Genomic DNA, 25,025 nt, shown 5'->3' with positions numbered 1-25,025 from the left:
GATCAGCGGCGTAGCCATTCGGGTTGCGAGCTGCCAAGGTGGGTTGCGGGCAGTGCCCAGAGTAGTGAAGTGCCGGTTAACTGCAGTGGTGGGAGCAGGCGTTGTGCTGGGCCCCAGTGGGTCACTTCGGTTTCCAGGTTTTCATCTGCAGGAGTGACCGCCGCCAGCGGGGTCAACGGATAGTGTTGCGGATAGGGATGATCGGACAATAGTTGTGCCGTTCGTGCCAGAGACAGCCGGGCGCTGTAGCCGGTACCCTGTTGCAGGCGTTGACGCAGGCCGTGCAGCACCGCCGTCGCCATCAGATAGCCGGTGGCATGATCCAGTGCCTGTACCGGCAGGGGCACCGGAATGGCGGCATTTTTCCATGCCATGCCCGATTCTGCCAGGCCGCAGCTCATTTGCACCAGACTGTCGAAACCGCGTCGTCCTCGCCACGGGCCGCTCCAGCCATAGGCGTTCAGGCAAACGTCGATCAACCCCGGCGACAGCGCGCGTCGCTGCTCAGCACCATAACCCAACTTTTCCAGCGCGCCGGCGCGGTAGCCGTGAACGATAACGTCGGCGTTTTTCAGTAAATGTTCAAAGGTGTGGCGATCGTGAGCATTCGCCAGGTTCAAGCGCGCACAGCGCTTGCCGAGGATCACTTCATGTTCGACGCCGGGTTCATCCCAACCGTAAGGATCAATACGTAATACGTCGGCACCCAGCCCGGCAAGAAAACGGGTGGCTACCGGTCCGGCGATAATTCGCGTCAGATCCAGCACGCGGACGCCGTGCAGCGGTCTGGCTGGGGGGAGTGTCCAGCCGGCGGGGGGCGCTTCCGCTTGCTGCAGCTGATGGATCAGTGGCTCCAGCGCAACGCTCTTTCCCTGAATATGTTGTCGCCATGCCTCGGTCGAACGCATTTCTGCCGCACAGCCACCGGCCTCTATGACTGCCTGCTCCAGTTGGCCTTTTTCCCATGTCTGCACTTTTTGCGCCAGTCGGTTTCTATCCTGATGCGGACCCAGTACCTGTTCTACGGCTTTGCGGTGATGGGGGGCATTGGTATGCAGACGGATCCAGCCGTCACGGGTAGCGTAGTCACCCGCCAGCGCGTCCCAGGCGGCCGGTAGTGGCCATCCCAGTGGCCGCACTGTCCAGCCAAACCACAGTGATGCCAATCGACGATCGACAAACACTTGCGGCACACCGCCCTGATTTTGTTGCAGCAGTTGGGCACAGGCCAGCCCGGCAGCACTCCAGCAGGCGGTTGCCAGTTCGGTGACCGGGAATGCGCTGTTCAGCGCGCCTTCACCGCTGATGGTCAACGGGATCTCAGGGATTGCGCTGTGGCCCAGGCTTTGCCCGATCTCTGCCAGCAGTGTTTGAGTAAGGCTATCCATCATCAACTCCAGGTTGCCGGTCGGGGAGACTGTGTCTAGCCTAGTTCACCCCGACTGGAGTTGCTATGGCGTGATGTTGAGGATGCGACCGTCCGCCAGTTTGGCACGCAGGCTATGGGCAGCTATGCCGTCGAATGCTTGTTGGCCAAAGTTGGCCGTCAGGATTGAGCCATCGCTGAACGTGGTTTGCTGCACCCATCCAGCCTGATCTCGCCAACGGAAATCGGTCAGCGCCTTATCCCATAGCGCCTGATGCAACGGACGGAAGGCGGCATCAGCCTGTTTAATGTGTGGCAAACGTGCCTGAAGAGTAGCGCGGCTGAGATGAAACATCGGTGCGGTGTTGTACAGTTGGCTTAACAGGCTGCGGGTGGTTTTAACGTCGCTGAATTTCAGATTATCGTAATTCCAGTGGTGGCTGCTGATTACCGCGTCGTGAAACACCGCCTGATACATGGGCAGGCGATAACGCGGATCGAACTCCACGGTGCGATAGGGTTCTTTTACCTTGGCCGGGCTGAAGAAGAAGGCTGGCTGGGCGTTGGGCCACCAGGCACCCAGATAATAAGGCGAGGATTTATCCTGATGCATCTGCTTATCACCCCAGCCAAAACCCCAGGTTTCCATGCCGTGGGCAAACATGATGTGGCGTGCGGTTACCGCATTACCATCCTCAGAGCCGAGTGGCAGTTTAAGCGTATTGCTGAACCAGGCCAGACGAGCATTACGGGCCTGTGCCATCTGCGCTGCACCGGTTGGGTGCCCGGGTTGATAGTCGTCGGAGACCATCCCGGTGCCATCAACGTCAAGGAACAGGCTGTTTAGCCCGGCTAACTGCACCAGTTCGCGCATGCGTTGCTGAGAATAAGGCAGCACGCAACCCGGATTCAGGTAGTAGCCCTGCTTGCCGAAACCGGGTTTTTTACTGCCGTCGGCGCGCACGATGGCGCATTCCTCACGCAGCGTCGTCGGCAGTTGGGCCGTCAGCCAGCTGTCATTGACTCCACGTGGAATGGCGGTGTCATAAGAGTCGTAGCTGGCAATCAGGTAGCCCGATTTTTTGGCACTCTCTACGGCCTGTGGGTGCAGGAATTCGGCGGTCCAGTTGTCGGTACCCAGCCACAGACGGGGCAGGCCGGCCTGGTGCAGCGCTTCGACCAGAGGTTTTGCCAACCCCTGACCCCAGCTATCCGCCGGTGCGAGGTAATCGCCAAGCTGTCGCTGTGCCCATTCCCTGACGTGAGTGGCCTGTTGGCGTTGTGCCTGCAGGAAATCGGCATCATCCGGTGTCGCCTTGAGCGGCGTCAGCGCCACCAATGCCTGATTAATCGCGTCAACGAGTGCTTGCTGTTGCCAGGATTCTGGTATTTTCCCTGCCAGTTTTTGCACGGTTTTCTGGCTATCGGCGTCCATTTTTTGCCACAGGACTTCACCGGTTGGCGATACCAGCCAGGCAAGCAGCCCCGGCCAATTCTTCACGTCGGCCGGTGCCAACAGCTTGTCGCCCCACAGATAAATATGCGTGGCACCAATCAGTTTCTCACCCTCTGGCGCGATACGGATTTTATCGCGCAGGCTGCTGAACTGACCGCTTTGCTGCAAATACTCGCGATAACGGCGAGCCCCGGACAGCGGGGTATCTCCCACGTGCAGCAAGACCTCGAAGGCCTGCTGTTGATTAAAACGGTTGAACTGATGGCTGCTGCGCATAGTGAGGCGATCTTTGGCGCTGGCGAAGCTGACCTGATTACTGAATGGGGTAAGCAATAACCAGCTGTATACCTTGGCCTGTTGTTGTTGGCTCCACAGCGGCAGTTTCAGATCCCAGTTGGTGTCCAGCGGCGTCATCTCTTTTACCAGGTAGTGCTGCCAGACGGTGTTATCTAATGGAATGCGGCTGCCTTCGCCAATCGGTAACAGCAGAGTGGCCGTCTGTGGCGGCAGGGTGAACCAGTCCAGTGTTTGCGCCCGGCTGCTGCTGAAACTCAGGCGTAGATCGCCGCCTTCCAGCCTGGCGGTGATCTGCATGTCACTATTGGGCCATTGCCAGCTTGCCTGGGTGAGCGTGCTCTGCAGACCAGCCACGGCTTGCTTGCTCTGCGCCTGGTTGGCCAGGATGTTATCGGTGGTTACCTGCAACGTGGCAGGATCAATGTCGAAACGGGCTTCTCCCTGCTGTAAAAGCAGGGCCTGAGCAGGGAAACCGGCAAGCAGGGCGAGGCTGAAGGAGAGGCGAAGCGTGTTCATCTAATAGGTTGTCCTTAGGGATGATTGTCCTGCTGAGATTTCATTTTATCGGTAATTAACGGACGGCCCAATGCTAAATATCTATAATCGTGTGCCGCTTCAAATATACGGAATTACTGAGTTTAATTTCCGTTTAATAAATTCGCCTTTACATCATCACCCCACGTCACTATACTCAGCCAAAATTTCAGTGAGGAAACACAATTGGACAGTTTTAGTTGCAGTGATATAAACAAGGCAAGCTGACCAATCCTCTTCTGATTTGTTGCTTGCCGAAAACGGCGGGCAGCACCCCTCTCAAGTTATTCCGAGCTGTGCAAACCCGAATTTTATTGTTGTCCCTGCTGCCTAATGGCATCGGGTGAATTGATTTGGACGCTATTATGGCCATTTTCAGCCACAGCCTATTCCCTCCAGGCACTGATACGCTCAACCGCTGATCTATTATCAGCGCGATTTCGCGTGTGCTAAAAAGCACATGATTTTATCTCCTGCAGTTATTTAAGGGGAAAGTCATGGCTATGACTCCTTTTGTTTTAAATTTATTACTGGCGATGAGCCTGGGCGCAGTTATTGGCGCTGAACGGCAGTGGCGCCAGCGTATGGCCGGCCTGCGAACCAATGCGTTGGTGGCCACCGGTGCGGCGGTGTTTATTCTCAGTTCCATGTCTACCGATCCTTCCAGCGCCGGGCGGGTTGCCGCACAAATTGTCTCCGGTATCGGCTTTTTGGGGGCCGGGGTCATCATGCGTGAAGGGCTGAATATTCGCGGTTTGAATACCGCCGCTACGTTGTGGTGCTCGGCGGCAATTGGCGTGCTGTGCGGCCTGGGTGAGTATTGGAATGCCGTGTTGGCGACGCTGGTGATCCTGTGCGCGAATATCCTGCTGCGTGAAGCGGCGCAGCGCATCAATCTGCAACCCCAGCAACAGGCAACCGATCTGGAGGTCTGCTACCGCATTCAGGTTACCTGCGGCGAGCAGGATGAAATACTGGTACGTACCCTGATATTGCAGGCGCTGAATGGCGTGGCATTAAGATTACAATCCCTGCGCAGTGCAGATATTTCCATTCCGGGCCAACTCGAGGTTTGTGCAGAAATAACGGCAAACCCCTCAGTCCAAAAGGAAATAGAGGGCATTGTCTGCCGCGTCAGTCTGGAAAAGAGCGTTAGCGCGGTACGCTGGCGTATCGCTTCTGAATTACCCGTTTAAGTATTGATTAATATTCACTGTATTCAGTGATAAGGAGGCGTCATGGACGGTGACCCCGAAATTTTAATGACTCAGCGTATCTGGCGCGTAAATAAAGCGCGTTAATTACGCCAATAAAATAAATTCCACTCTGTGCTTATTCACCTGCTAATCGGGCGGGGTAACCCTGTGCGCAGAGTAAAATAAGAGAATAGCGTTATGACTTATATTAACGAAACCGTACGTCGTCGTGATAAAAAAGCGACGTCTTATGCCATCGCCCAAGAGGCGAAAAACAGCGTTGATCAAACGCTGGCCAATTTAAAATGTAACCGCAATGGCTTAACTCAGGACGATGCGGTCGAACGTCTGGAGCAGTTTGGTGTTAATCAGGTCGCTCATGAGAAAGCGCCACACGCGCTGGTGCAGCTAATCGCTGCATTTAATAACCCGTTTATCTTTGTGCTGATGGTGCTGGCTGCGATCAGTTTCTTTACCGACTACTGGTTGCCCGCTCAGCGTGGTGAAGAAACTGAACTTACCGGTGTGATCATCATACTGGTGATGGTGTCACTCAGTGGGTTACTGCGTTTTTGGCAGGAATACCGAACCAACAAAGCGGCTGAAACGCTGAAATCCATGGTGCGCACCACCGCCACGGTCCTGCGGCGCAGCAGCTACAGCGCGCAGCCGTTGACGCTGGAAGTACCGATCCGCGAGTTGGTGCCGGGCGATATTATTAAGCTCTCTGCCGGCGATATGATACCGGCGGACGTGCGTTTGCTGGCCTCACGTGATTTGTTTATCAGTCAGGCGATCCTCACCGGGGAGGCGATCCCGATCGAGAAATACGATGCAATGGGCAACGTCAGCCAAAAATCGAGCGAGGACGAAGTCTCCAGTGAGCATGCGCTGCTGGAATTGTCGAACATCTGCCTGATGGGCACCAACGTTGCCAGCGGGACGGCCACCGCGGTAGTCGTGGCGACCGGAGGCCACACCTATTTTGGTTCGCTGGCAAAGTCGATTGTCGGTTCCCGTTCGCAAACCGCGTTTGATCGCGGGGTGAACAGCGTCAGTTGGCTGCTGATCCGCTTTATGTTGGTGATGGTGCCCATCGTCTTGCTGATCAACGGGTTTACCAAAGGTGACTGGAGCGAAGCGGCGCTGTTTGCCCTGGCGGTTGCTGTCGGGCTGACGCCAGAGATGCTGCCGATGATCGTCAGTTCTAACCTGGCGAAGGGCGCTATTGCCATGTCACGGCGCAAAGTGGTGGTCAAACGGCTGAATGCCATTCAGAACTTTGGCGCGATGGACGTGCTGTGTACCGATAAAACCGGCACCTTGACTCAGGATCGCATCATCCTCGAACACCATCTGGACGTCAGCGGCGTCAGAGATAATGAGGTATTGCATCTGGCTTGGTTGAACAGCTTCCACCAGAGCGGGATGAAAAACCTGATGGATCAGGCGGTGATCCGCTTTGGGCGCGGCAAGCCGGGTATTGAAGCTTTGGGCCGCTTCAGCAAGGTCGATGAGCTCCCCTTTGATTTTGTACGTCGCCGTCTGTCAATTGTGGTGGCAGATGAAAACAACCAGCAGCGCCTGATTTGCAAAGGGGCGGTGGAGGAAATGCTGGAAATCGCTACCCATATGCGTGAAGGGCAGCAGATTGTCCCGCTGGATCCGGCCCGGCGTGAGGCGCTGCAAGCGCTGGCCGCCCAGTACAATGAGGATGGTTTCCGCGTGTTGGTGTTGGCGACCCGCGAACTGGGGGAACAGAAAAACGCCTTGCCACTGAGCGTAGCCGATGAGCGCGATATGGTGATCCAGGGCGTACTGACGTTCCTCGATCCACCGAAAGAGAGTGCGCAAGAAGCGATAGCTGCCCTGCAGGAAAACGGCGTGGCAGTGAAGGTGTTGACCGGCGATAACCCGGTGATCACCTGCAAAATTTGCCGCGATGTTGGACTGGAGCCCGGCGAGCCGCTTTCCGGCCCGCAAATTGCCGAAATGGACGACGTTACGCTGGCACGTGAAGTGGAACAGCGCACGGTGTTTACCAAACTGACGCCGCTGCAGAAGTCGCGCGTGTTGAAGATGTTGCAGGCGAATGGCCATACCGTTGGTTTCCTCGGCGACGGTATTAACGATGCGCCGGCGCTGCGCGATGCCGACGTGGGTATTTCCGTGGATACCGGTACCGATATCGCCAAGGAGTCGGCGGACATCATTTTGCTGGAAAAAAACCTGATGGTGCTGGAAGAGGGGGTGATCAAGGGACGTGAGACCTTCGGCAATATCATCAAATACCTGAACATGACTGCCAGCTCCAACTTCGGCAACGTGTTTTCGGTGTTGGTCGCCAGCGCATTTATTCCGTTCCTGCCGATGCTGGCGATCCATCTGCTGATCCAGAACCTGATGTACGATATTTCCCAGTTGTCGCTGCCATGGGACAAGATGGACAAAGAGTTCCTGCGTAAACCGCGCAAGTGGGATGCGAAAAACATTGGCCGCTTTATGCTGTGGATTGGGCCGACCTCGTCCATCTTCGATATCACTACCTATGCGTTGATGTGGTTCGTGTTTGCCGCCAACAGCGTAGAGCATCAGGCCTTGTTCCAGTCCGGGTGGTTTATTGAAGGGTTACTGTCGCAAACGCTGGTGGTACATATGTTGCGTACCCAGAAGATCCCGTTCATTCAGAGCACCGCCGCATTGCCGGTTCTGTTGACCACAATATTGGTGATGGCACTGGGTATCTATCTGCCGTTCTCACCGCTTGGCGCTTTGGTTGGGCTGCAGCCGCTGCCGTGGGAATACTTCCCATGGCTGGCCGGCACGTTGGTCAGCTACTGCGTAGTGGCTCAGTTGATGAAGCGTTTCTATATTCGTCGCTTCGGCGAGTGGTTGTAATTATTGCAGAAAAGGGCGAATAGCTTCGCCCCTAGAGTAATTTTTTCACCAGCAGACCGAGCATGATGGTCAGCGTAAAAGAAAACAGCGTACCGAGCAGCACATACTCGGTACGCATTTTGTCATCACTCTGCCGCAAGTCGCCAAAGCGAAAGATCGACTTGGCCGCCAGCAAAAAACCGACCGCGGGTATCTGCCCGATCAGCACGAAAGTCAGGATCAGCGTCCTTTCCAGATAACCTATTTGTTTGCCCGCACGTAACAGTGAATCGTTATCCGCTTTGGCTGAGGGCGGCATCTGTGGCGTCCAGTGCGCCAGTAATTGGCCAATCAGAATGCCCATCGGCATATAAATCAATAAATAAGCCAACAGTACCAGCCCTGATTGCCAGCCGGTGACGGCGGCCGCCAGTGCGCTAAGCAGGCCGTGAGCGTTCGGCGTGAAAGACAGCCACAGCAGAACAATCACCATCAGATGCAGGCCTTGATCGAGCAGAAAACCACTGGCCTGGCTGAGGCGCGTCAATAGAGTGACTTTCAGCAGATCGATCAGCCAGTGGCTGATGGCGATAACCGGCAGGGTGGCTAACACCTGGGAAGCGGACAGACCGCCATGCCACAGGGCAAAACCAGCCACGGCGCAGGCAGCCAGTATGCCGTGCAGCAAGGCATGTACGAGCAGAAAGCGGGAACCAGCGCGGTGACGGATCTTATCCTCGACCCAACGAGGCGACTGTAGCGGAAAATCGGCAAGCAAGTGGACGATCAGCAACCAGACCAGCAACGGCGCGTAGCTCAAATCCATATCAGGTAATCCTGTTAATCGCGTTAATAAATCGCATGATTTCCTCGTAGGCCGCGCGTTTGAGCGTTGCGGAGACCGTGGAGGCGGCCTTCTGCAATTTTTCCGCCACCTCCTGGCTGGTGGTGGCGAAGATGCGTGCCTGGACGATCTGCGCTTCGGTCTGCGAGAGACGGCTAACCACATGATCTAACATTGGCAACAGATCGCTGACAATGGCATTTGTCTGGTCATTATCATTTTTCAGAGCCAGCCGGCAATTTTTCATCAGGCCGTCCAACGCCTGACCTGAATTCACAAAGGCGGTGCCATAGCCGGCGGTATCTGCCTGCGCAGTGCCCAGACCTACGGCGATGCGGGCATCCCAGTGTGGCGAGTCCATGGCTTTGAGCGCAATGCGGATATATACCGCCAGCAGCAAACCGGATTGCGGTTCCGCCACGGCCTGAAAGGCATCACCGCGGAAAATCTCGAACGCCTGAATAAGCTTAGCCTGTTGCAGTTGGCCAAGCAGGGCATTTAACTCGCTGATGTAGTGAGTGGTGTCTAACCGACGGGAGTTAACCAAATCGCCGGTGATTACGCTGACTTGTGCTGCCATGCCTTTTTCTGCTCTGAAGCGATGAATTATCCGTAAAGTTCGCATCTAAATACGAATATGTCAATTATTCGTATCTCAATACGAATTTAATGATTATTCGTCTCCAGAGGCGAAATTATCCCAGTAATTTAATGCGCTCATGTATCAGCGTCATCAGGGGTTTTTCCATCCTGGCCAAATAGACACCCAGCAGGATCAGGCCCACGCCGAGTATCTGCAACCCGGCAGACCCATTGCTGTCGCGCAGGCGGTCGATAACGACCCCTGCCAACATCTGGCCACTGATAATCAACAGTGCAGCGCGCAGGGTACCGAGACGCGGCAGCACATAGCTGTTCAGGGCGACAAACAGCGCGCCGATAAGCCCGCCAAGATAGGCTCCCCAGGGAGCCTGGCCAAAGGAGTCACCATTGAAGCCGCCGACCATTGCCAGCAGCAGGCTGAGGAACAGAAAACCGACAATGTGGTTGCAGAGTGAGGCCGAGAAAGCGCCGCGATCCAACGCCAGACGGCCGTTGACCGCGCGGCTGATGCTGATGCAAACGCCATTGAACAATGCGAGGAGTACCAAAGTGATCATGGGGATTATCTCAGGAAGATGAGCAGGGCGCAGCCGGAGAGGATCAGCAGCGTAGCAATAATGTCGTTGGCACTTAGGCGGCGTGTCAGCACGCCAAACCAGCCGCAGCTGTCGGACAACATGCCAAATAAAACCTGGCCGGTGAGCATCAGTGCCAGACTGCCGGAAAGCGCCAGTGGGCTGTTAACGGTGATAGCCGCCAACACCACCGTCAGGGCACCGGGAATGCCGCCAAAATAGGCCCAACGGGGAACCGCGGCCGATGTCGAAGAAGACCCCGGGGCACGGCGACTCAGTAACAGCAAGAGTAGCCAGGCGGTGATTGCACCGACGCCATGGGCGACCCATGAAGCAAGCAGCGGAGAATTATAGCTGGCCAGCACGCTGTTGATGCTGATCATCAGGGCCAGCAATGCGCCGGCGACCAATGCCAGCAGGGGATGGGAAAAATGTTCGCGCATCTTGGTGTCCGTTTTATGTTTAGATGGGCGAACAGGCTATATTGTTTTTGTTTTAAACATAATCCACTAAAATAGAAACTCATTGTTGAGTAAAAGTTGACGATAGATGAATGATAACTTTGCAGCGATCCCGGTGTTTGTGGCAGTAGTGGAATGCGAAAGTTTTTCAGCTGCCGCCCGACGGTTGGGCATTACAAAATCAGCGGTAAGCAAACGAATTTCCCAGTTGGAAAGCTCGCTTGGCGTGCAGTTGTTACAGCGCACGACCCGCAGCCTGAGCCTGACCGAAGCGGGTGAACAGTATTTTGGCTACGCCCGTAATGCCTGTGTGGTGGCGCAAGAGGGGGAAGATGCGGTCACCCGTCTACAGGGACAGCCGCAGGGCAGTCTGCGGATCAGTGTGCCGATGGTGTTTGGCCGTTTGCATGTGGCCCCGTTGATCGCCCATTTTCTGGCGGCTTACCCGGAGGTGGAGATCAATATGATGATGGATGATCAATTGGTCGATTTGGTCGAAGGGGGTTATGACCTGGCGATCCGCATCGGTCGGCTTGCCGATTCAAGCTTGATCGCCCGGCGTATCGCGCCCTGTCACAGCGTATTGTGCGCGGCACCGTCTTATTTGGCGCGCTGTGGAACACCGGCAGATCTGGAACAATTGGCCCAGCATAACTGTTTATTTTACAGCTATTTCCGTGGTGGCAGTGAATGGCAGTTTGAGGGGCCTATGGGCGCGGTGCGTTTTCAGCCGCGGGGGAATTACCAGGTGAATAACAGCGAGGCTTTGCGCGCAGCACTGCTTGGCGGTCTGGGCATTTGCCAGATGCCGACCTTCATTGTCGGGGATGATATTGCGCAGGGGCGGTTGGTTGAAGTGTTGTCGGCATATAGGCTGCCGGAGCATGCCATTTATGCGGTGTACCCGCAGCGAAAATACCTGCCGGCTAAAGTATTGGCCTTCGTCGATTTCCTGCTGGCTCAGCTTGGTGGAGAACGACCTTATTGGGACCTACCGCGTCGGTGATGAAACCCCTCGCCGTTAAGCCGGGAATACGCGGGCCAGATGGCTCGCCACCGGCGAAGCGGGCGGTATTGCGTGCTTCAGAAGCTTTGTACCAACACTTCGCGCGGCTGTTCGCTGCCGTGCTTCAACAAATAGTCGAACGATTTTTCGCTGCTTTTCAACTGCTGCAGAAATTCCTGCGGTGACAGGTCGTGTTTTTTGCCGCTCATATAAGCCAGCGCCAGTTCTTTTGCCTGATAACGTGAGAAGTTGTACATAGTAGCCCTCGATACGGTGGATTTCAGTGCTAACGATTGTAACCAAAGAGCACATAATGAACAGACGCTTTGGCGTATGGAATCGATAGCTAAAACTTAACTCGCCGGTTGCAATAGCTCGTCGCACAGTCGTTGAATTATCTGCTTTTGCGACAGGCCGTTATCCAGCATCTGCCGAATTCGTTCCGAGTCGTTCACCCCGAGCCTGACATGGCGCTCAATCTTGTCCAGCAAGCTTTGTGTTTCCAGATCGTTAGCGTCAGTGCGTAGCGCTGCCAGTGTGGTCAGCATATGTGAGGTCAGGCTGCTGCGCTTCAACGTGGTGGCGTCGACGTAGTCGGCGTCAAAACCGTTGCGATAGGCATTGATTTTGTTGTAGTTGGTAAAGGCGTAATATTCCGGGGCTATTTCAGTGCGGTGCGACAACAAAAAGCCGGCCAGCAGGCGGCAGTAACCTACCAGCAGCACGGCGTGGGAGATATGCAGTGGCGTATCGCAGATACGGATCTCCACCGTTCCCAGTTCCGGCTTGGGTCGGGCATCCCAATAAATATCCTTGATGCTGTCGATCACGCCGGCGGCACTCAGCCGTTCATAATAGACATTGAACTGCTCCCAATTGTAGATCTGCTCCAGACAGCCATAGTTGGGAAAGGAGTTTTGCGCGCTGAAACGCGAACTGGCAAACAGTGTGTCTACCCCCTGGTAGAGCGGAGAAGAGGCGCTGAGGGCAATAAAATGGGGGAAGTAGGGGGTTAAAGCGTGGCACAGATACATGGCTTCATCGCCGTCATTGACCCCGATATGAATATGTTGACCAAACACGCAGGCCAGCTTGGACAGATAGCCGAAGCGGCTGGCTAATTGCTGATAGCGCTGGGCATCGGTAATGACCTGTTTTCTCCAGTCATTGCTCAGATGGCGGCCACCGCCACAAACGTCACAACCGAAGTTTTGTGCACTAAGGCGGATGCTGGCGGTCAGTTCCCGCAGTTCGTCGTGCAACAGGTCAATATTGGTGTGCACCGAGCTGTTCAGTTCCACCATTGATTTGGTCAATTCATGCTTGATGCGTTTATTGTCGCCAAGATCCGTTACCACCTGATCGGCCTTGTCGGTGAGATCGTAGCTTTCAATATCAACCAACTGCAGTTCTATTTCTGTGCCAATGGAGAGTCTTTGCGAGCGTTTGAATGCTAACGGCATAGTTCATCCCTCAGAGAAACAGCGTTGCGGTAATTATAATCCTCCATCGAGACTTTGCTGCTTGCCTGGTTATATTCGATAATTCGAATATGTTTTTTTGACATTCTCTGCAGACGAATTATGATGACGGTCTTGACTCAAGGAGCGCGTGCATGACATCACTGACACCGTTACAACTGTTTAAAAATTTGTCGGAAGAGACTCGTCTGACGCTGGTGCTTCTGTTGCGCCAGGCGGGGGAGCTGTGCGTTTGTGAGTTGTCCGGGGCGTTGGCCGAGTCACAGCCTAAAATTTCCCGTCATCTTGCCATGTTACGTGAAAGTGGCTTGCTGCTTGATCGCCGTGACGGCAAGTGGATCTACTACCGGCTGTCGCTACACATGCCGGCCTGGGCGGCGGCAATTATTGAACAGGCTTACCTTAGTCAACAGCAACAGGTGAACGAGCTGGCGCAACGGGCTGCCGGTAATGGGATTATCTGTCGTTAACGATAAAAAATTTAACCATATATATTCGAAATTTCATATATGTTTGGCGTGAGCCGCTAAGGAGTTGTGATGGTGCTGGCCGGGGCAATTTTTATCCTGACTCTCATTTTGGTGATCTGGCAACCTAAAGGTCTGGGCATTGGCTGGAGTGCGTCCCTTGGGGCGGTGCTGGCGTTGCTGACCGGGGTAGTTCACATCAATGATATACCACTGGTCTGGCAGATAGTCTGGAACGCTACCGCCACCTTTATTGCCGTGATTGTGATTAGCCTGCTGCTGGATGAGTCCGGTTTCTTTGAGTGGGCGGCGCTGCACATTGCGCGCTGGGGCAAGGGTAAAGGACGCTGGCTGTTCACCTATATTGTGCTGTTAGGGGCTACGGTGGCGGCGTTGTTCGCCAATGACGGCGCGGCGCTGATCCTGACGCCGATTGTGATTGCGATGCTGTTGGCGCTGGGGTTCAGCCCGGGAGCCACCCTGGCATTCGTGATGGCGGCGGGGTTTATTGCCGATACCGCCAGCCTGCCGCTGGTGGTGTCCAACCTGGTAAATATCGTTTCTGCGGATTTCTTCCAACTGGGGTTCACCGAGTATGCGGCGGTGATGGTGCCGGTGAACATAGCCGCCATCGTCGCCACGCTGGGGGTGCTGCACCTGTTCTTCCGTAAAGATATTCCGCAGAGTTATGACCTGACGTTGCTGCGACCGCCTCGTGAGGCAATCCGTGACTTGCCGACCTTTAAAGCCGGTTGGGGCGTATTGGTATTGCTGCTGGTGGGGTTCTTTGGCCTGGAACCGCTCGGGGTGCCGGTCAGCCTGGTCGCCGCCGTTGGCGCGTTGATCCTGTTGGTGGTGGCGAAAAGAGGCCAGGCCATCGACACCGGTAAAGTGCTGCGAGGTGCCCCCTGGCAGATCGTGATTTTCTCACTGGGGATGTATCTGGTGGTCTACGGTCTGCGTAACGCAGGGTTAACCGCCATGCTGGCCGGTGTGCTCAACGATCTGGCCGATCGGGGAATATGGGCGGCCACGCTGGGTACCGGTTTCCTGAGTGCATTTCTGTCTTCTATTATGAACAACATGCCGACGGTGCTGGTAGGGGCCTTGTCAATTGACGGCAGCAACGCCGAGGGCGTGATCAAGCAGGCGATGATTTATGCCAATGTGATAGGCAGCGATCTGGGGCCGAAAATTACCCCAATCGGCAGTCTGGCCACATTGTTATGGCTGCACGTGCTGTCACAGAAAAACATTGTCATCACCTGGGGATATTATTTCCGCGTGGGCATCGTGATGACGATCCCGGTGCTGCTGGTCGCGCTGAGCGCCCTGGCGTTGCGCCTGTCGCTTTAGGCTTAACTCAAGAGAGAACCGTCATGAGCAACATCAAGATTTACCACAACCCGGCTTGCGGCACATCGCGCAATACGTTGGCGCTGATCCGCAACAGCGGGTTGGAGCCAGAGGTGATTTTATATCTGGAGACTCCGCCCAGTCGCGAACAACTGGTCAGGCTGATTGCCGACATGGGGATCTCTGTTCGTGCGTTGCTGCGCAAAAATGTCGAGCCTTACGAAACTCTGGGGCTGGCGGATAGGGGCTGGAGCGACGATCAACTGATCGACTTTATGCTGCAGCAACCGATTTTGATTAATCGGCCGATAGTGGTGACCCCGCTGGGAACCCGGCTGTGTCGCCCATCAGAAGTGGTGCTGGATATTCTTCCGGATGCGCAGCAGGGCCCGTTCAGTAAAGAAGATGGCGAAGCGGTGATTGATGCGCAGGGGCGGCGGATCGCGGCGGATTAATCCTTTATGTGTTTTCCCGTCAGGAACGCGACAACGCTGCGGTTGAAGAGCTCCGGGCAGGCAATATTGGAAATGTGCGAAGCCGGTAGCCGCAACAGTTCGGCTCGCGGCGCGTTGGCGACCAGAAATTCGGCGTCCGCCACCGTCGTCACCGGATCTTGTTCTCCGGCGATCACTCGCATTGGCCGCGTCATGGACGCCACTTCGGCGCGGAGATCGGCCACCGCCAGCGCATCGCAGCAGGCAGCGTAACCCTCGGCGCTGCCGGCCGCCAGCCCGGCGACCAGTGGGACAACCTGTTCAGGATGTTGCTGCAAAAAGGCTTCGTTGAACCAGCGAGCGGGGGACGCTGCGGCGATCGGCGTCAGCCCTGAGTTGCGCACCTGTTGGGCGCGCTGTTGCCAGCCTTCGGCACTGCCGATGCGCGCGGCGGTATTGGCGACCACCAGCCGCTTGATGCGCTGCGGATGGTAGCGGTTGAGCCACAACCCGGTCAGGCCGCCCATCGAAATACCGCAAAAATGAGCGCTTGGCGCGTCCAGATGGTCGAGCAGGGCAATCACATCCTGGCCCAGATCTTCAAGCCGCAGCGGGGTCGCTGGCAGCGGCGTAGCACCGTGTCCGCGCTGGTTATAGCGCAATAGATGAAAGTGTTCGCTCAGCACCGGCAACTGTGCCAGCCACATGTCGAAGGTGGTACCGAGCGAGTTGGACAGCACCAACAAGGGTGCCCCGGCGCGGCCATCAAGGCGATAATCGATATCCATGTTCTTTCCCCGTTTCACACCCGTTCGATAATCAGCGCAATACCCTGGCCGACGCCAATACACATGGTGCATAAGCCGTAGCGGCCACGCGTTTTCTGCAATTGCCAGGCGGCGTTCATCACCAGCCTGCCACCGGATGCGCCCAGTGGATGACCGAGGGCAATAGCGCCGCCATTGGGATTCACCTGAGCGGCGTCGTCACGCAATCCCAGGTCACGGGTCACCGCCAGCGCCTGTGCCGCAAAGGCTTCGTTAAGCTCGATGACGTCCATTTGGTCGAGGCTCAGCCCGGCAATTTTCAACACCTTACGCACCGCTTCCGCCGGGGCAAAGCCCATGATTGAGGGTTCGATTCCGGTAACGGCGCTGGCGACAATGCGTGCCATCGGTTGCAGCCCGTGGCGAGTCACTCCGAGTTCGCCGGCCAGCAGCAGTGCGCAAGCCCCGTCGTTCAGCCCGGAGGCATTACCGGCCGTTACCGTGCCCTGCGGATCCACCACCGGCTTCAGTTTCGCCAGGGCTTCCAGCGTGGTGGCACGCGGGTGTTCGTCCTGACAGAACCGCAACGGGTCGCCTTTCTTCTGGGCAATGCTGACCTCAATTAGCTGGTCGGCGAAAAAACCGCTTTCCTGCGCGGCGGCGGTGCGCTGCTGGCTGCGCAGGGCAAAGGCGTCCTGATCCTGACGGTTAATACCGAACTTTAGGGCGACGTTTTCGGCGGTTTGTGGCATTGAGTCCACACCATACAGCGCTTTCATCTGTGGGTTGATAAACCGCCAGCCCATGGTGGTGTCTTCCAGTTTCATCATTCGACTAAAGGCGCTTTCCGCCTTGCCCATCACGAAGGGTGCCCGAGACATACTTTCGACACCACCGGCGATCATCAGCTCGCTTTCGCCGGTTTTTATCGCCCGGGCCGCCATCGCCACTGCGTCCAGACTGGAGCCGCACAGGCGGTTGAGGGTGCAACCGGGGATCTGCACCGGCAGCCCGGCCAGCAGCAGCGCCATGCGTGCCACGTTGCGGTTGTCTTCCCCAGCCTGGTTGGCGCAGCCGAACAACACGTCGTCCACCGCCGCCCAGTCAAGTTGCGGATGTCGCGCCTGCAACGCTTTCAGCGGCAGGGCGGCCAGATCGTCGGCGCGGACACTGGCCAGGCTGCCGTTCAGTCGGCCAAAAGGCGTGCGGACGGCATCACAAAGGTAGGCGGGATTCATGCGGCTGTTCTCCGTGTTGAAGGACAAAGGTCAGTTCGACCGGGGTGACTTCCTGTAACTGCTGTGGGGTCAACCCGCTGAATATTTCGCGCACCACCAGGCCCTGTGGGGTGACGTCCATCACCGCCAGATCGCTGTAAATACGATCAATACAGCCGACGCCGGTCAGGGGGTAAGTGCAGTGGCGGACAATTTTACATTCGCCTTTTTTGGTCAGGTGTTCGGTCATCACAAACACCTGACGGGCGCCGATTGCCAAATCCATCGCGCCGCCAACCGCCGGGATCGCCCCCGGTGCGCCGGTGCTCCAGTTGGCCAGGTCACCGCGTTCGGAGACCTGATAAGCGCCGAGCACGCAGATATCCAGGTGGCCGCCGCGCATCATGGCAAAGGAGTCGCCGTGGTGGAAAAAGCAGCCGCCTTTTAGCAGGGTCACCGGCTGTTTACCGGCGTTGATCAGTTCGGGATCTTCCTGGCCGGCCGCCGGTGCCGGGCCCATGCCGAGAATGCCGTTCTCGCTGTGCAGGAAGATCTCTTTATCCGCCGGCAGGTAGTTGGCGATCTGGGTTGGAATACCGATACCCAGATTGACGTAGGCACCTTCCGGAATGTCGCGCGCAATGCGCTCGGCCAACTGCTGATGAGTGAGTTTGGTCATAGGTGCGTTCCTTAAGCCGACAGTGGCGCTGAGTGATCGGGCGCGGTCACCAGACGTTGCACGAAGATGCCCGGCGTAATGATATTTTCAGGATCCAGCTCCCCCAGCGGCACCATAAGATTAACCTCGGCAAGGGTGCAGGCGGCCGCCATAGCCATGATCGGCCCGAAGTTACGCCCGGTTTTGTTGTACAACAGGTTGCCCCAGCGATCGCCTTTGTCGGCCTTGATCAGTGCGAAGTCAGCTTTTAGCGGCAGCTCGAACACATAGTGTTTGCCGTCGATCTCGCGAGTCTCTTTGCCTTGCGCCAGTTCGGTGCCGTAGCCGGTTGGGGTGTAAAAACCGCCGAGACCGGAACCGGCGGCCTGGATCCGTGCCGCCAGATTACCCTGCGGGATCAGCTCCAGCTCCAGTTCGCCACGGCGGTACAAATCGTCAAATACCCAGGAGTCCGACTGGCGCGGGAAGGAACAGACGACTTTGCTCACACAACCGGCCTTCAGCAGCGCCGCTAACCCAAAATCCCCGTTGCCCGCGTTGTTGCTGATCAGCGTTAACCCGCGGGGCCGGTGGCGGATCAGGGCGTCCAGCAGGGCATAGGGCTGACCGGCGGGGCCAAAGCCGCCGACCATAATGGTCGCGCCGTCAGGGATATCAGCGACGGCGACGTCTGCGGATGCCACACTCTTATCGATCATTTGCTCTCCTCGGCACGCTGCGAAGCTGTCAGCGCTGCAGTAATGGGTCTTGAATCAATTTATGGGATGAAAATTCAAGCAGCAAGTGCGAATATCAGCATGTTGTGCGATTATCGAAGCGTTAATCATTTGGCTGTTAATTCTGTGATGCAGATAACTCTATGTGAGTCGGAGGTCAGGATGGGTGATGTATCTGAGTTTGGTGCTGGGGAGTTGCGTCGGCTGCAGGAGATCGGGGATTTAAGCAACGATCAGTATAAGGGCGACCCCAATTTTATGGCGTCGTTGGCCAGAGGACTGGAGGTGCTACAGGCCTTCCAGCCACAGTATTCTCAAATGTCGGTTTCTGAAATCAGCCAAATTACCGGTATTCCGCGTGCAGCAGTGCGTCGCTGCCTGTACACCCTGCGTGCGCTGGGGTTTGTGCATTGCCCTGACGGCCGCCATTACCGGCTGCTGCCGCGAGTGCTGACTATTGGACATGCCTATCTTTCTTCTTCCGAACTGGCGAAAGCGGCGCAGAACTCGCTGGATTATCTCAGTAAGCTGCTGAACGAATCCTGCTCGGTGGCGACGCTGGACGGTGACAACATCCTGTATATCGCCCGCGCCTCGGTGAAGCGCATCATGACGATTGATCTGGGACGCGGCAGTCGTCTGCCGGCCTACGCCACCTCTATGGGGCTGGTGTTGCTCAGTGCGCTGGATGAAGAACAGTTGGACGACTATCTTTCGCGGGTGAGTTTTGCACCCTTGACCGAGTTCACCGTGACCAGTGCCGATCAATTGCGTGAACAACTGGCCAAGGTGCGGCGGCAAGGGTACGCCATCAACGATCAACAGTTGGAAATTGGCCTGCGTTCGATAGCGGTGCCGATGCATTCACGCAAGGGCGGTGTGGTGGCGGCGATGAACGTGGGCGTCAATGCCTCGCAAATTTCGGCGGCGGAATTGCGCGAACGGGTGCTGCCACGGCTGCAGCGCACGGCGATGGAGTTGGCGCTGCTGCTGTAGTTATCGTGCAAAAGTTATCGTGCAAGAGTTATGTGCAAGTCTCAGGTATTACGATCGGCCAGTTCTTCCAGCAAAGTCGCCGAAGGGGCAAAGAACAGGCTACCGGTGACCGCACGGCTGAAATCCAGCAGGCGATCGTAATTGCCGGCCGGTCGACCAATGAACATGTTTTCCAGCATTTGCTCGATCGGTTGGGGAGCGCGCGCGTAACCAATAAAGTAGGTGCCAAACTCGCCCATGCCGGGTTTGCCAAACGGCATGTTGTCGCGCAGGATTTTGACTTCATCGCCATGCTCATCCACCAGCGTGGTCAACGAACTGTGGGATGACGAAGGTTTCACGTCTTCATCCAGTTCAATATTGGATTGCTTGTGGCGGCCAATAATGCCCTCCTGCGTTTCGACGGGCAGGGCATTCCAGCCTTTCATATCATGCAGATATTTCTGCACCAGCACGTAACTGCCGCCGGAAAATGCGCCATCTTCATCACCGATCACCGTGTAGTTGACTGCATCATTTCCCTCCGGGTTTTCGGTGCCGTCGACAAAGCCAATCATCGCGCGCTGGTCGAAGTAACGGAAGCCGTGCACTTCCTCAATCACCGTCACGGCGTCGCCGAGTTTGTTCATTAACTGGGTGGCCAGTTCGAAGCACAGATCCATCTCGTCGGCGCGGATATGCAACAGGATGTCGCCGGGGGTTGAGACAGCCACGCGGTCGCCGGAGCCTATTGCGCTAAAGGGATGAAGTTGTGCCGGACGGGGTTGGCCGAATAACCGATCCCAGGCCATTGAGCCAAATCCGCAGACGCAGGACAAGTTTCCTGCCGGGGCTCTTTTGCCGACGGAACGGATCACACCGCTGATATCAGCGCACCAACCACGCACCGTTGCGAGCTGTGCAGGGTCGGGTGACAAGGTAGCAACCAGGAAAATAGCGTGGCGCGTAACAGGGCTGGAAACAGCTTGTGGTAGGGGGGAATTGATAGTCATAGCATCCAGTGCCGGAGTAAGTCAGAGCTTAAAACTAATCTATTTTAAGGGCTACGCCAACTGATTAACCCCAGTTGGCGTAGGGCATCGTTAAATGCTCAGAGTGTGCAGGTGGGTCATCATCAACTTTCTGCTGTCAGGGCGTTTAATTCTTTCAGTAAGCCGAAGGCCAGTTTCATATGGTCTTCGCTAACGATAAACGCGCGCAACTGCTGTTGCCGATCAAAACCTTTGGCAATCATGCCCTGTTGTTCGGCGACAATGTTCCAGCTCAAATCCTGACGATGGGTTTCCCCTGCCAGGTGCAGCGGCAGGCTGGGGGTTTTCACCTTGACCAGCATGGCTGGCAGTTTCACGCCTTCCTCGGCACCCAGCAGGTTTTTCGCCAGGGCCATGGCGCTAAACTGTATCGGCTGGAGGAATGGCAGCAGTTGGCCATCAATCTCTGCGCAATCGCCGAGGGCGTACACATCGATCTGCGAGGTCTGTAAGCGATTATTCACCCGGATGCCGCGATCCACCTGCAGATTAGCCTGGCGCGCCAGCCCAACGTTCGGGCGCAGTCCGACCGACGCGATCGCCGTATCAACCGATAATTGACGTCCATTCCCCAGCGTTGCCTGTATGCCACCGTCTTGTTGTATCAAGGCGCTCAGTTGCTGGTTGAGCAGCACTTCGACACCCATCTGTTGCAGACAATGCTGCAAACGGCTGCTGGCTTCAATCGGCATCAGTGCCGACAGCAGGCTGCCGGATCTGTCCACCAGGGTGACCTGTTTACCGGCCCGGCACATGTCCATCGCCAATTCACACCCGATCAGGCCGCCGCCCAGGATCAGCACTCGCTGCGCCTGAAGCAGTGTCAATTCGCCGTCGCGATATTCCTGCTGGCTGTTGAGCGTCAGCATCAGTTCATTGCCGGTCACCGGCGGTACGATAGCCGAAGCACCGACCGCCAAAACCAGTTTGTCGTACTGCCAGCTTTGCTCGCCGCTGCACACCCTTTTATGCTGAGTATCAATATCCGTGATCCGCGTGTTTGGGTGTAACGTCAGTTGGAACTGTTCGGCAAAGCTGCCGCAGGTTTGCCGCGTTAAGGCATCTGCTGTTTGATTCTGGCTGATCACATGGCTCAGCTCAGGTTTGTTATATTCATCACAGCTGTCGGCGGCAATCAGGCGAATCGGGACGTCGCTATTGAGCCTGCGCAGATTTTTTACCAGCTGTCGGGCGGCAAAGCCGGAGCCAACGATCAGAATGCCAGGGTTCATTTTGCCTCCGAAGCGAGGGGATCGAACACGTCTTTGCCCATTGCGCATTCCGGGCACAGGAAATCATCCGGCACGTCTTGCCAGCAGGTTCCGGGGGCCACATCTTGCATGGGTTCGCCCAACGTTGGATCGTAGATCCACAGGCAGACGCTGCATTGCATGCGCGGCCCGAGATCGGCATCGGCGTTGGTATCGGTATCGACATTGGCGCAGGATACTTCAGGTTGTGGTTGAGCGACGGCAGCTGCAGGCGCTGGGGCTGCCGTCGTCAAAGGCAAGCAGGTTAAAGCCCATTGACGAGCGATATCCCGGCCATGTTGACGGCAGACTGCCAGCATATCGCCATCGGGACGCCATTTGGCTTTCAATGCCAGCGTGGTTTCAAAACCACAGTCCATCAAACGGGTTTGAATACGGTCTACCGCGCCACCGTTCCAGCCGTAGCTGCCGAAGGCCGAGGCTTTCTTATTGCGAAAACGCAGCCCGGTGATCTCTTCCAACAGCCCGGCAACTTTTGGCATCATCACATTATTCATGGTCGACGAACCCACCAATACGCCTTTGGAACGGAACACGTTAGTCAGGATTTCGTTTTTGTCATGACGCGCCACGTTAAAAATCTTCACCGCCACCCGTGGATCGACTTCGTTGATGCCCTGTGCAATAGCGTCCGCCATCATGCGGGTGTTGTTGGACATGGTGTCGTAAAAAATGGTGATGCGATCTTCTTGATAATCCGCCGCCCACTCTAAATAGCGCTGCACAATTTGCGTCGGATTATCGCGCCATACCACGCCGTGTGAGGTGGCAATCATGTCTACCGGCAGGTTGAAGCCGAGGATCTCGTTGATTTTGGGTGTCACCAGCCGGCTGAACGGGGTCAGGATATTGGCGTAGTAACGCTGACATTGTTCAAACAATTCATTTTGATCAACCTCATCATTAAACAGATGCTCATCGCAATAATGCTGGCCAAAGGCGTCATTACTGAACAGCACGGCATCGCCAGTCATGTAGGTCATCATACTGTCCGGCCAGTGCAGCATCGGCGTTTCAACGAAGATCAGCTGTTTACCATTGCCGATATCCAGGCTGTCACCGGTGTGGACTACGTGGAAGTTCCACTCTGGGTGATGATGGTGACCGTTGATTGAATCAATGCCATTTTCGGTACAGTAGATAGGCGTTCCCGGGATCTGCGCCATCAACTCGGTCAGCGCCCCGGCGTGATCTTCTTCTGCGTGATTGATGATGATGTAATCCAGCGTTTTGAGATCAATTTCCGCTGACAGATTCTGTACAAACTCACGGCTAAACTTGTGGTCCACCGTGTCGATCAACACGGTTTTCTCTTCACGGATCAGATAGCTGTTATAGCTGCTGCCCTTCAAGGTTTTGTATTCTGTCCCATGAAAATTACGCACTTCCCAGTCACGTTGACCGACCCACTGGATATTATTTTTCACCTGAATTGCCATGCTCATTACCTTATTGTCGTTTACTGGGTTTCGATACTTGTAATGAGCAAACAGCGTGCCAGTTTTTATGTTGTTGTTTTTTATGTGATAATTATTCATTGATGTCATTGTGACATGGGCGTAACATTGTCAATATGACAATTAAGTGTCGGAATGACATTATGACCCTCTCCATACAGTCCCTTGCCACCATCGCTATCGAATTACAAAGCGGCCTGACACAAGGCGACCGCTTTCAACGCCTGATCAACAGTCTGCGCCGCCTGCTGCGCTGTGATGCTTCGGCTTTACTGCGCTTTGAAGGGCAGCAGTTCCGCCCATTGGCGATTGACGGTTTGGTTCAGGATGTTCTGGGGCGACGCTTTGCGCTGGATGCCCATCCGCGCCTGGAAGCGATTGCCCGCGCCGGTGACGTGGTGCGTTTCCCCGCGGATAGCGATTTACCGGACCCCTACGATGGTTTGATCCCCGGCCATGACCAACTTAAGGTTCATGCCTGTATTGGACTGCCCTTGTTTGCCGACCAGGATTTAATCGGTGCGTTGACTTTTGACAGTCTGGACCCGCTGCAATTTGATCGCTTCAGCGATGAAGAACTACGGTTAATCAGTGCACTAGCGGCGGGAGCGCTAAACAATGCGTTATTGGTTGAAGCCCTGGAGAGGCAGGCGTTGTCTCCGCTGGCATCGCAAGGGGTAAGCACGCCTAGAGAAAATGATGAGATCATCGGACTTTCGTCGGTTATGCAGCAACTCAAGCAGGAAATCAGCATCGTTGCCGGTTCCGAACTCAACGTTTTGATCACCGGAGAGACCGGGGTAGGTAAAGAGCTGGTGGTGCGGGCGATCCATCAGGGATCGGCGCGGGCTGCCAACCCGCTGGTCTACCTTAACTGCGCCGCTCTGCCGGAAAGCGTGGCGGAAAGCGAACTGTTCGGCCACGTCAAAGGGGCATTTACCGGTGCCATTCAGCACCGCGCCGGCAAATTTGAAATGGCGGACAATGGCACTCTGTTTCTCGATGAGATTGGTGAGCTTTCACTGTCGCTGCAGGCCAAGCTGTTGCGGGTGATCCAATACGGCGATCTCCAGCGAGTGGGGGATGATCGGGTCAAGCGCGTTAATGTACGAATTTTAGCGGCCACTAATCGTAATCTCAAACAGGCGGCGGTTGATGGGGAATTCCGGCTGGATTTATACCATCGGCTGAGCGTGTTTCCGCTGTTCGTGCCACCGTTGCGCGAGCGAGCCAGCGACATTGCCCTGCTGGCGGGGTACTTTTGCGAACGTTGCCGTATCAAGCTGAGTTTGGTGCAGTTAACGCTTTGCGCAGAAGCATTATTCACGCTCGAGCAGTATTCATGGCCGGGGAATATTCGCGAACTGGAACATGTCATCTATCGGGCGGCGATTTTAGCTCGCGCGGAGCAAAACAGCAGCGAGCTACAACTGTTGCCGGCGCATTTCACTATAAAGGCCGGCTCTTTGCCGACCGGGATCAGCGATGAAGCACTGCCAGAGACAGCTATTGAGGCGGATCTCGCGACGATGACGCAACATTTCCAGCGCAGCGTGATTGAGAAAACCTTGGCGCAATGTGAGATGAACTGGGCGGCGACCGCACGTAAATTGAACCTGGACAGCGGTAACTTGCATCGATTGGCCAAGCGATTGAATATTAAATAAGTGTACCTTTTATAATATTCACTAATTTATTTTTTCTCAAAAAAATCAAATATTTTTAATGAAAGGGTGACAAAAGAGTAAAAGGTGGCGAGAGTAATGACAAATGTGGATGCGCCTAAGGGGGCGGAGAAACCTAAAGCAGAAGTCTCGCCCCTGATACCGCTAAGAAAAGGTGCCGTGGCAATGATTGCCAAGAAGATAATTGCGGGTCTGATTATTTTCCTCATTTGTTTCACTCCATTAATTTATTCAGCATAAAAAATAAACCGTC

Annotated in this window: 24 protein-coding genes; 9 read left to right on the top strand and 15 right to left on the bottom strand. The window is 55.6% G+C overall.

Annotation, left to right across the window (positions count from 1 at the left end; genetic code table 11):
• Positions 1–2: 2 nt before the first annotated feature.
• Both BEI65_RS19510 and BEI65_RS19505 read right to left on the bottom strand, forming a co-directional pair.
• Positions 3–1,388, bottom strand: a complete 1,386-nt coding sequence (locus BEI65_RS19510; RefSeq protein ID WP_099064723.1) for a CoA transferase — start codon at positions 1,386–1,388, stop codon at positions 3–5.
• A 63-nt stretch (positions 1,389–1,451) separates the two neighbouring features.
• A complete protein-coding gene (locus tag BEI65_RS19505) occupies positions 1,452–3,635 on the bottom strand; it encodes a glycoside hydrolase (RefSeq protein WP_099064722.1) in 2,184 nt (727 codons plus the stop codon).
• Between the two features lie 515 nt (positions 3,636–4,150).
• Here BEI65_RS19505 and BEI65_RS19500 point away from each other — a divergent pair.
• Both BEI65_RS19500 and mgtA read left to right on the top strand, forming a co-directional pair.
• Positions 4,151–4,849 (top strand): MgtC family protein, encoded by a 699-nt coding sequence (locus tag BEI65_RS19500; RefSeq protein ID WP_099064721.1) that lies wholly within the window; start codon positions 4,151–4,153, stop codon positions 4,847–4,849.
• Positions 4,850–5,047: 198 nt separating this feature from the next.
• Complete coding sequence (gene mgtA, locus BEI65_RS19495) at positions 5,048–7,747, top strand: magnesium-translocating P-type ATPase (protein WP_099064720.1); 2,700 nt, start codon at positions 5,048–5,050, stop codon at positions 7,745–7,747.
• A gap of 31 nt (positions 7,748–7,778) precedes the next feature.
• On the opposite strand, the gene BEI65_RS19490 is transcribed toward mgtA, so the two are convergent.
• The 4 genes from BEI65_RS19490 to BEI65_RS19475 form a co-directional block, all read right to left on the bottom strand.
• Entirely contained in the window at positions 7,779–8,552 is a 774-nt protein-coding gene (locus tag BEI65_RS19490; RefSeq protein ID WP_099064719.1) for a DUF3307 domain-containing protein, read from the bottom strand.
• A 1-nt stretch (position 8,553) separates the two neighbouring features.
• On the bottom strand, positions 8,554–9,150 hold the full coding sequence (locus BEI65_RS19485) for a hypothetical protein (RefSeq protein WP_099064718.1): 597 nt from the start codon (positions 9,148–9,150) through the stop codon (positions 8,554–8,556).
• A 115-nt stretch (positions 9,151–9,265) separates the two neighbouring features.
• Positions 9,266–9,730 carry a DMT family transporter gene (locus tag BEI65_RS19480; protein WP_085117394.1) on the bottom strand — a complete coding sequence of 155 codons (465 nt, stop codon included), beginning with the start codon at positions 9,728–9,730 and terminating at the stop codon, positions 9,266–9,268.
• A gap of 5 nt (positions 9,731–9,735) precedes the next feature.
• Positions 9,736–10,191 (bottom strand): DMT family transporter, encoded by a 456-nt coding sequence (locus BEI65_RS19475; protein ID WP_099064717.1) that lies wholly within the window; start codon positions 10,189–10,191, stop codon positions 9,736–9,738.
• 106 nt (positions 10,192–10,297) lie between these two features.
• Here BEI65_RS19475 and BEI65_RS19470 point away from each other — a divergent pair, with 106 nt between their 5' ends.
• On the top strand, positions 10,298–11,215 hold the full coding sequence (locus tag BEI65_RS19470; protein ID WP_099064716.1) for a LysR family transcriptional regulator: 918 nt from the start codon (positions 10,298–10,300) through the stop codon (positions 11,213–11,215).
• Positions 11,216–11,292: 77 nt separating this feature from the next.
• Here BEI65_RS19470 and BEI65_RS19465 read toward each other — a convergent pair whose 3' ends face one another.
• Together BEI65_RS19465 and BEI65_RS19460 are read right to left on the bottom strand one after the other, a co-directional pair.
• Positions 11,293–11,472: a hypothetical protein gene (locus BEI65_RS19465; protein WP_012145763.1), complete on the bottom strand. Its 180-nt coding sequence runs from the start codon at positions 11,470–11,472 to the stop codon at positions 11,293–11,295.
• 96 nt (positions 11,473–11,568) lie between these two features.
• Positions 11,569–12,678, bottom strand: coding sequence for a YbdK family carboxylate-amine ligase (locus BEI65_RS19460; protein ID WP_099064715.1), 1,110 nt, complete (start codon positions 12,676–12,678; stop codon positions 11,569–11,571).
• A 152-nt stretch (positions 12,679–12,830) separates the two neighbouring features.
• Between BEI65_RS19460 and BEI65_RS19455 the strand changes: the two genes are divergently transcribed.
• The 3 genes from BEI65_RS19455 to arsC all read left to right on the top strand — a co-directional run bounded on the left by BEI65_RS19455 (position 12,831) and on the right by arsC (position 14,974).
• Positions 12,831–13,166, top strand: a complete 336-nt coding sequence (locus BEI65_RS19455) for a metalloregulator ArsR/SmtB family transcription factor (RefSeq protein ID WP_099064714.1) — start codon at positions 12,831–12,833, stop codon at positions 13,164–13,166.
• 69 nt (positions 13,167–13,235) lie between these two features.
• A complete protein-coding gene (locus BEI65_RS19450) occupies positions 13,236–14,519 on the top strand; it encodes an arsenic transporter (protein WP_099064713.1) in 1,284 nt (427 codons plus the stop codon).
• A 23-nt stretch (positions 14,520–14,542) separates the two neighbouring features.
• Positions 14,543–14,974 (top strand): glutaredoxin-dependent arsenate reductase, encoded by a 432-nt coding sequence (gene arsC / locus BEI65_RS19445; protein ID WP_099064712.1) that lies wholly within the window; start codon positions 14,543–14,545, stop codon positions 14,972–14,974.
• Here arsC and pcaD read toward each other — a convergent pair.
• From pcaD to BEI65_RS19425, 4 genes are read right to left on the bottom strand one after another with little or no spacing between them, the layout of a single operon-like run.
• The gene (gene pcaD / locus BEI65_RS19440; RefSeq protein WP_099064711.1) at positions 14,971–15,741 is read right to left on the bottom strand and encodes a 3-oxoadipate enol-lactonase; all 771 of its coding nucleotides are present in this window, start codon (positions 15,739–15,741) and stop codon (positions 14,971–14,973) included. The genes arsC and pcaD overlap by 4 nt on opposite strands.
• A gap of 14 nt (positions 15,742–15,755) precedes the next feature.
• The gene (pcaF, locus tag BEI65_RS19435) at positions 15,756–16,958 is read right to left on the bottom strand and encodes a 3-oxoadipyl-CoA thiolase (protein ID WP_099064710.1); all 1,203 of its coding nucleotides are present in this window, start codon (positions 16,956–16,958) and stop codon (positions 15,756–15,758) included.
• Entirely contained in the window at positions 16,936–17,616 is a 681-nt protein-coding gene (locus tag BEI65_RS19430) for a 3-oxoacid CoA-transferase subunit B (RefSeq protein ID WP_099064709.1), read from the bottom strand. The genes pcaF and BEI65_RS19430 overlap by 23 nt, the downstream gene beginning before the upstream one ends.
• Positions 17,617–17,627: 11 nt before the next feature.
• Entirely contained in the window at positions 17,628–18,314 is a 687-nt protein-coding gene (locus BEI65_RS19425; RefSeq protein WP_099064708.1) for a 3-oxoacid CoA-transferase subunit A, read from the bottom strand.
• 180 nt (positions 18,315–18,494) lie between these two features.
• Between BEI65_RS19425 and BEI65_RS19420 the strand changes: the two genes are divergently transcribed.
• Entirely contained in the window at positions 18,495–19,328 is an 834-nt protein-coding gene (locus BEI65_RS19420; RefSeq protein ID WP_099064707.1) for an IclR family transcriptional regulator C-terminal domain-containing protein, read from the top strand.
• 41 nt (positions 19,329–19,369) lie between these two features.
• Here the strand turns inward: BEI65_RS19420 and BEI65_RS19415 are convergent, their stop codons facing one another.
• The 3 genes from BEI65_RS19415 to norV all read right to left on the bottom strand — a co-directional run bounded on the left by BEI65_RS19415 (position 19,370) and on the right by norV (position 23,069).
• Positions 19,370–20,320 (bottom strand): Dyp-type peroxidase, encoded by a 951-nt coding sequence (locus tag BEI65_RS19415; protein WP_099064706.1) that lies wholly within the window; start codon positions 20,318–20,320, stop codon positions 19,370–19,372.
• Between the two features lie 122 nt (positions 20,321–20,442).
• A complete protein-coding gene (gene norW, locus BEI65_RS19410; RefSeq protein WP_099064705.1) occupies positions 20,443–21,591 on the bottom strand; it encodes an NADH:flavorubredoxin reductase NorW in 1,149 nt (382 codons plus the stop codon).
• Positions 21,588–23,069: an anaerobic nitric oxide reductase flavorubredoxin gene (gene norV, locus BEI65_RS19405; protein ID WP_099064704.1), complete on the bottom strand. Its 1,482-nt coding sequence runs from the start codon at positions 23,067–23,069 to the stop codon at positions 21,588–21,590. Before norV ends, norW begins: the two co-directional genes overlap by 4 nt.
• Before the next feature lie 161 nt (positions 23,070–23,230).
• Here norV and norR point away from each other — a divergent pair, with 161 nt between their 5' ends.
• Positions 23,231–24,754, top strand: a complete 1,524-nt coding sequence (gene norR, locus BEI65_RS19400) for a nitric oxide reductase transcriptional regulator NorR (protein ID WP_099064703.1) — start codon at positions 23,231–23,233, stop codon at positions 24,752–24,754.
• 96 nt (positions 24,755–24,850) lie between these two features.
• Entirely contained in the window at positions 24,851–25,012 is a 162-nt protein-coding gene (locus BEI65_RS26880) for a hypothetical protein (RefSeq protein WP_157765466.1), read from the top strand.
• The last annotated feature ends 13 nt before the right edge of the window (positions 25,013–25,025 follow it).

Origin of the sequence: Serratia sp. BW106, assembly GCF_002607755.1 — a bacterium.
Lineage (GTDB): Bacteria > Pseudomonadota > Gammaproteobacteria > Enterobacterales > Enterobacteriaceae > Serratia > Serratia proteamaculans.
The sequence above is the reverse complement of the archived record's forward strand: the minus strand, read 5'-3'. Positions and strand labels throughout refer to the sequence as shown.

Bases quoted from the DNA above. Each gene is read 5' to 3' on its own strand.
- BEI65_RS19510 (WP_099064723.1), bottom strand. From the start codon at position 1,388: ATGGATAGCCTTACTCAAACACTGCTGGCAGAGATCGGGCAAAGCCTG.
- BEI65_RS19505 (WP_099064722.1), bottom strand. From the start codon at position 3,635: ATGAACACGCTTCGCCTCTCCTTCAGCCTCGCCCTGCTTGCCGGTTTC.
- BEI65_RS19500 (WP_099064721.1), top strand. From the start codon at position 4,151: ATGGCTATGACTCCTTTTGTTTTAAATTTATTACTGGCGATGAGCCTG.
- mgtA (WP_099064720.1), top strand. From the start codon at position 5,048: ATGACTTATATTAACGAAACCGTACGTCGTCGTGATAAAAAAGCGACG.
- BEI65_RS19490 (WP_099064719.1), bottom strand. From the start codon at position 8,552: ATGGATTTGAGCTACGCGCCGTTGCTGGTCTGGTTGCTGATCGTCCAC.
- BEI65_RS19485 (WP_099064718.1), bottom strand. From the start codon at position 9,150: ATGGCAGCACAAGTCAGCGTAATCACCGGCGATTTGGTTAACTCCCGT.
- BEI65_RS19480 (WP_085117394.1), bottom strand. From the start codon at position 9,730: ATGATCACTTTGGTACTCCTCGCATTGTTCAATGGCGTTTGCATCAGC.
- BEI65_RS19475 (WP_099064717.1), bottom strand. From the start codon at position 10,191: ATGCGCGAACATTTTTCCCATCCCCTGCTGGCATTGGTCGCCGGCGCA.
- BEI65_RS19470 (WP_099064716.1), top strand. From the start codon at position 10,298: ATGAATGATAACTTTGCAGCGATCCCGGTGTTTGTGGCAGTAGTGGAA.
- BEI65_RS19465 (WP_012145763.1), bottom strand. From the start codon at position 11,472: ATGTACAACTTCTCACGTTATCAGGCAAAAGAACTGGCGCTGGCTTAT.
- BEI65_RS19460 (WP_099064715.1), bottom strand. From the start codon at position 12,678: ATGCCGTTAGCATTCAAACGCTCGCAAAGACTCTCCATTGGCACAGAA.
- BEI65_RS19455 (WP_099064714.1), top strand. From the start codon at position 12,831: ATGACATCACTGACACCGTTACAACTGTTTAAAAATTTGTCGGAAGAG.
- BEI65_RS19450 (WP_099064713.1), top strand. From the start codon at position 13,236: ATGGTGCTGGCCGGGGCAATTTTTATCCTGACTCTCATTTTGGTGATC.
- arsC (WP_099064712.1), top strand. From the start codon at position 14,543: ATGAGCAACATCAAGATTTACCACAACCCGGCTTGCGGCACATCGCGC.
- pcaD (WP_099064711.1), bottom strand. From the start codon at position 15,741: ATGGATATCGATTATCGCCTTGATGGCCGCGCCGGGGCACCCTTGTTG.
- pcaF (WP_099064710.1), bottom strand. From the start codon at position 16,958: ATGAATCCCGCCTACCTTTGTGATGCCGTCCGCACGCCTTTTGGCCGA.
- BEI65_RS19430 (WP_099064709.1), bottom strand. From the start codon at position 17,616: ATGACCAAACTCACTCATCAGCAGTTGGCCGAGCGCATTGCGCGCGAC.
- BEI65_RS19425 (WP_099064708.1), bottom strand. From the start codon at position 18,314: ATGATCGATAAGAGTGTGGCATCCGCAGACGTCGCCGTCGCTGATATC.
- BEI65_RS19420 (WP_099064707.1), top strand. From the start codon at position 18,495: ATGGGTGATGTATCTGAGTTTGGTGCTGGGGAGTTGCGTCGGCTGCAG.
- BEI65_RS19415 (WP_099064706.1), bottom strand. From the start codon at position 20,320: ATGACTATCAATTCCCCCCTACCACAAGCTGTTTCCAGCCCTGTTACG.
- norW (WP_099064705.1), bottom strand. From the start codon at position 21,591: ATGAACCCTGGCATTCTGATCGTTGGCTCCGGCTTTGCCGCCCGACAG.
- norV (WP_099064704.1), bottom strand. From the start codon at position 23,069: ATGGCAATTCAGGTGAAAAATAATATCCAGTGGGTCGGTCAACGTGAC.
- norR (WP_099064703.1), top strand. From the start codon at position 23,231: ATGACCCTCTCCATACAGTCCCTTGCCACCATCGCTATCGAATTACAA.
- BEI65_RS26880 (WP_157765466.1), top strand. From the start codon at position 24,851: ATGACAAATGTGGATGCGCCTAAGGGGGCGGAGAAACCTAAAGCAGAA.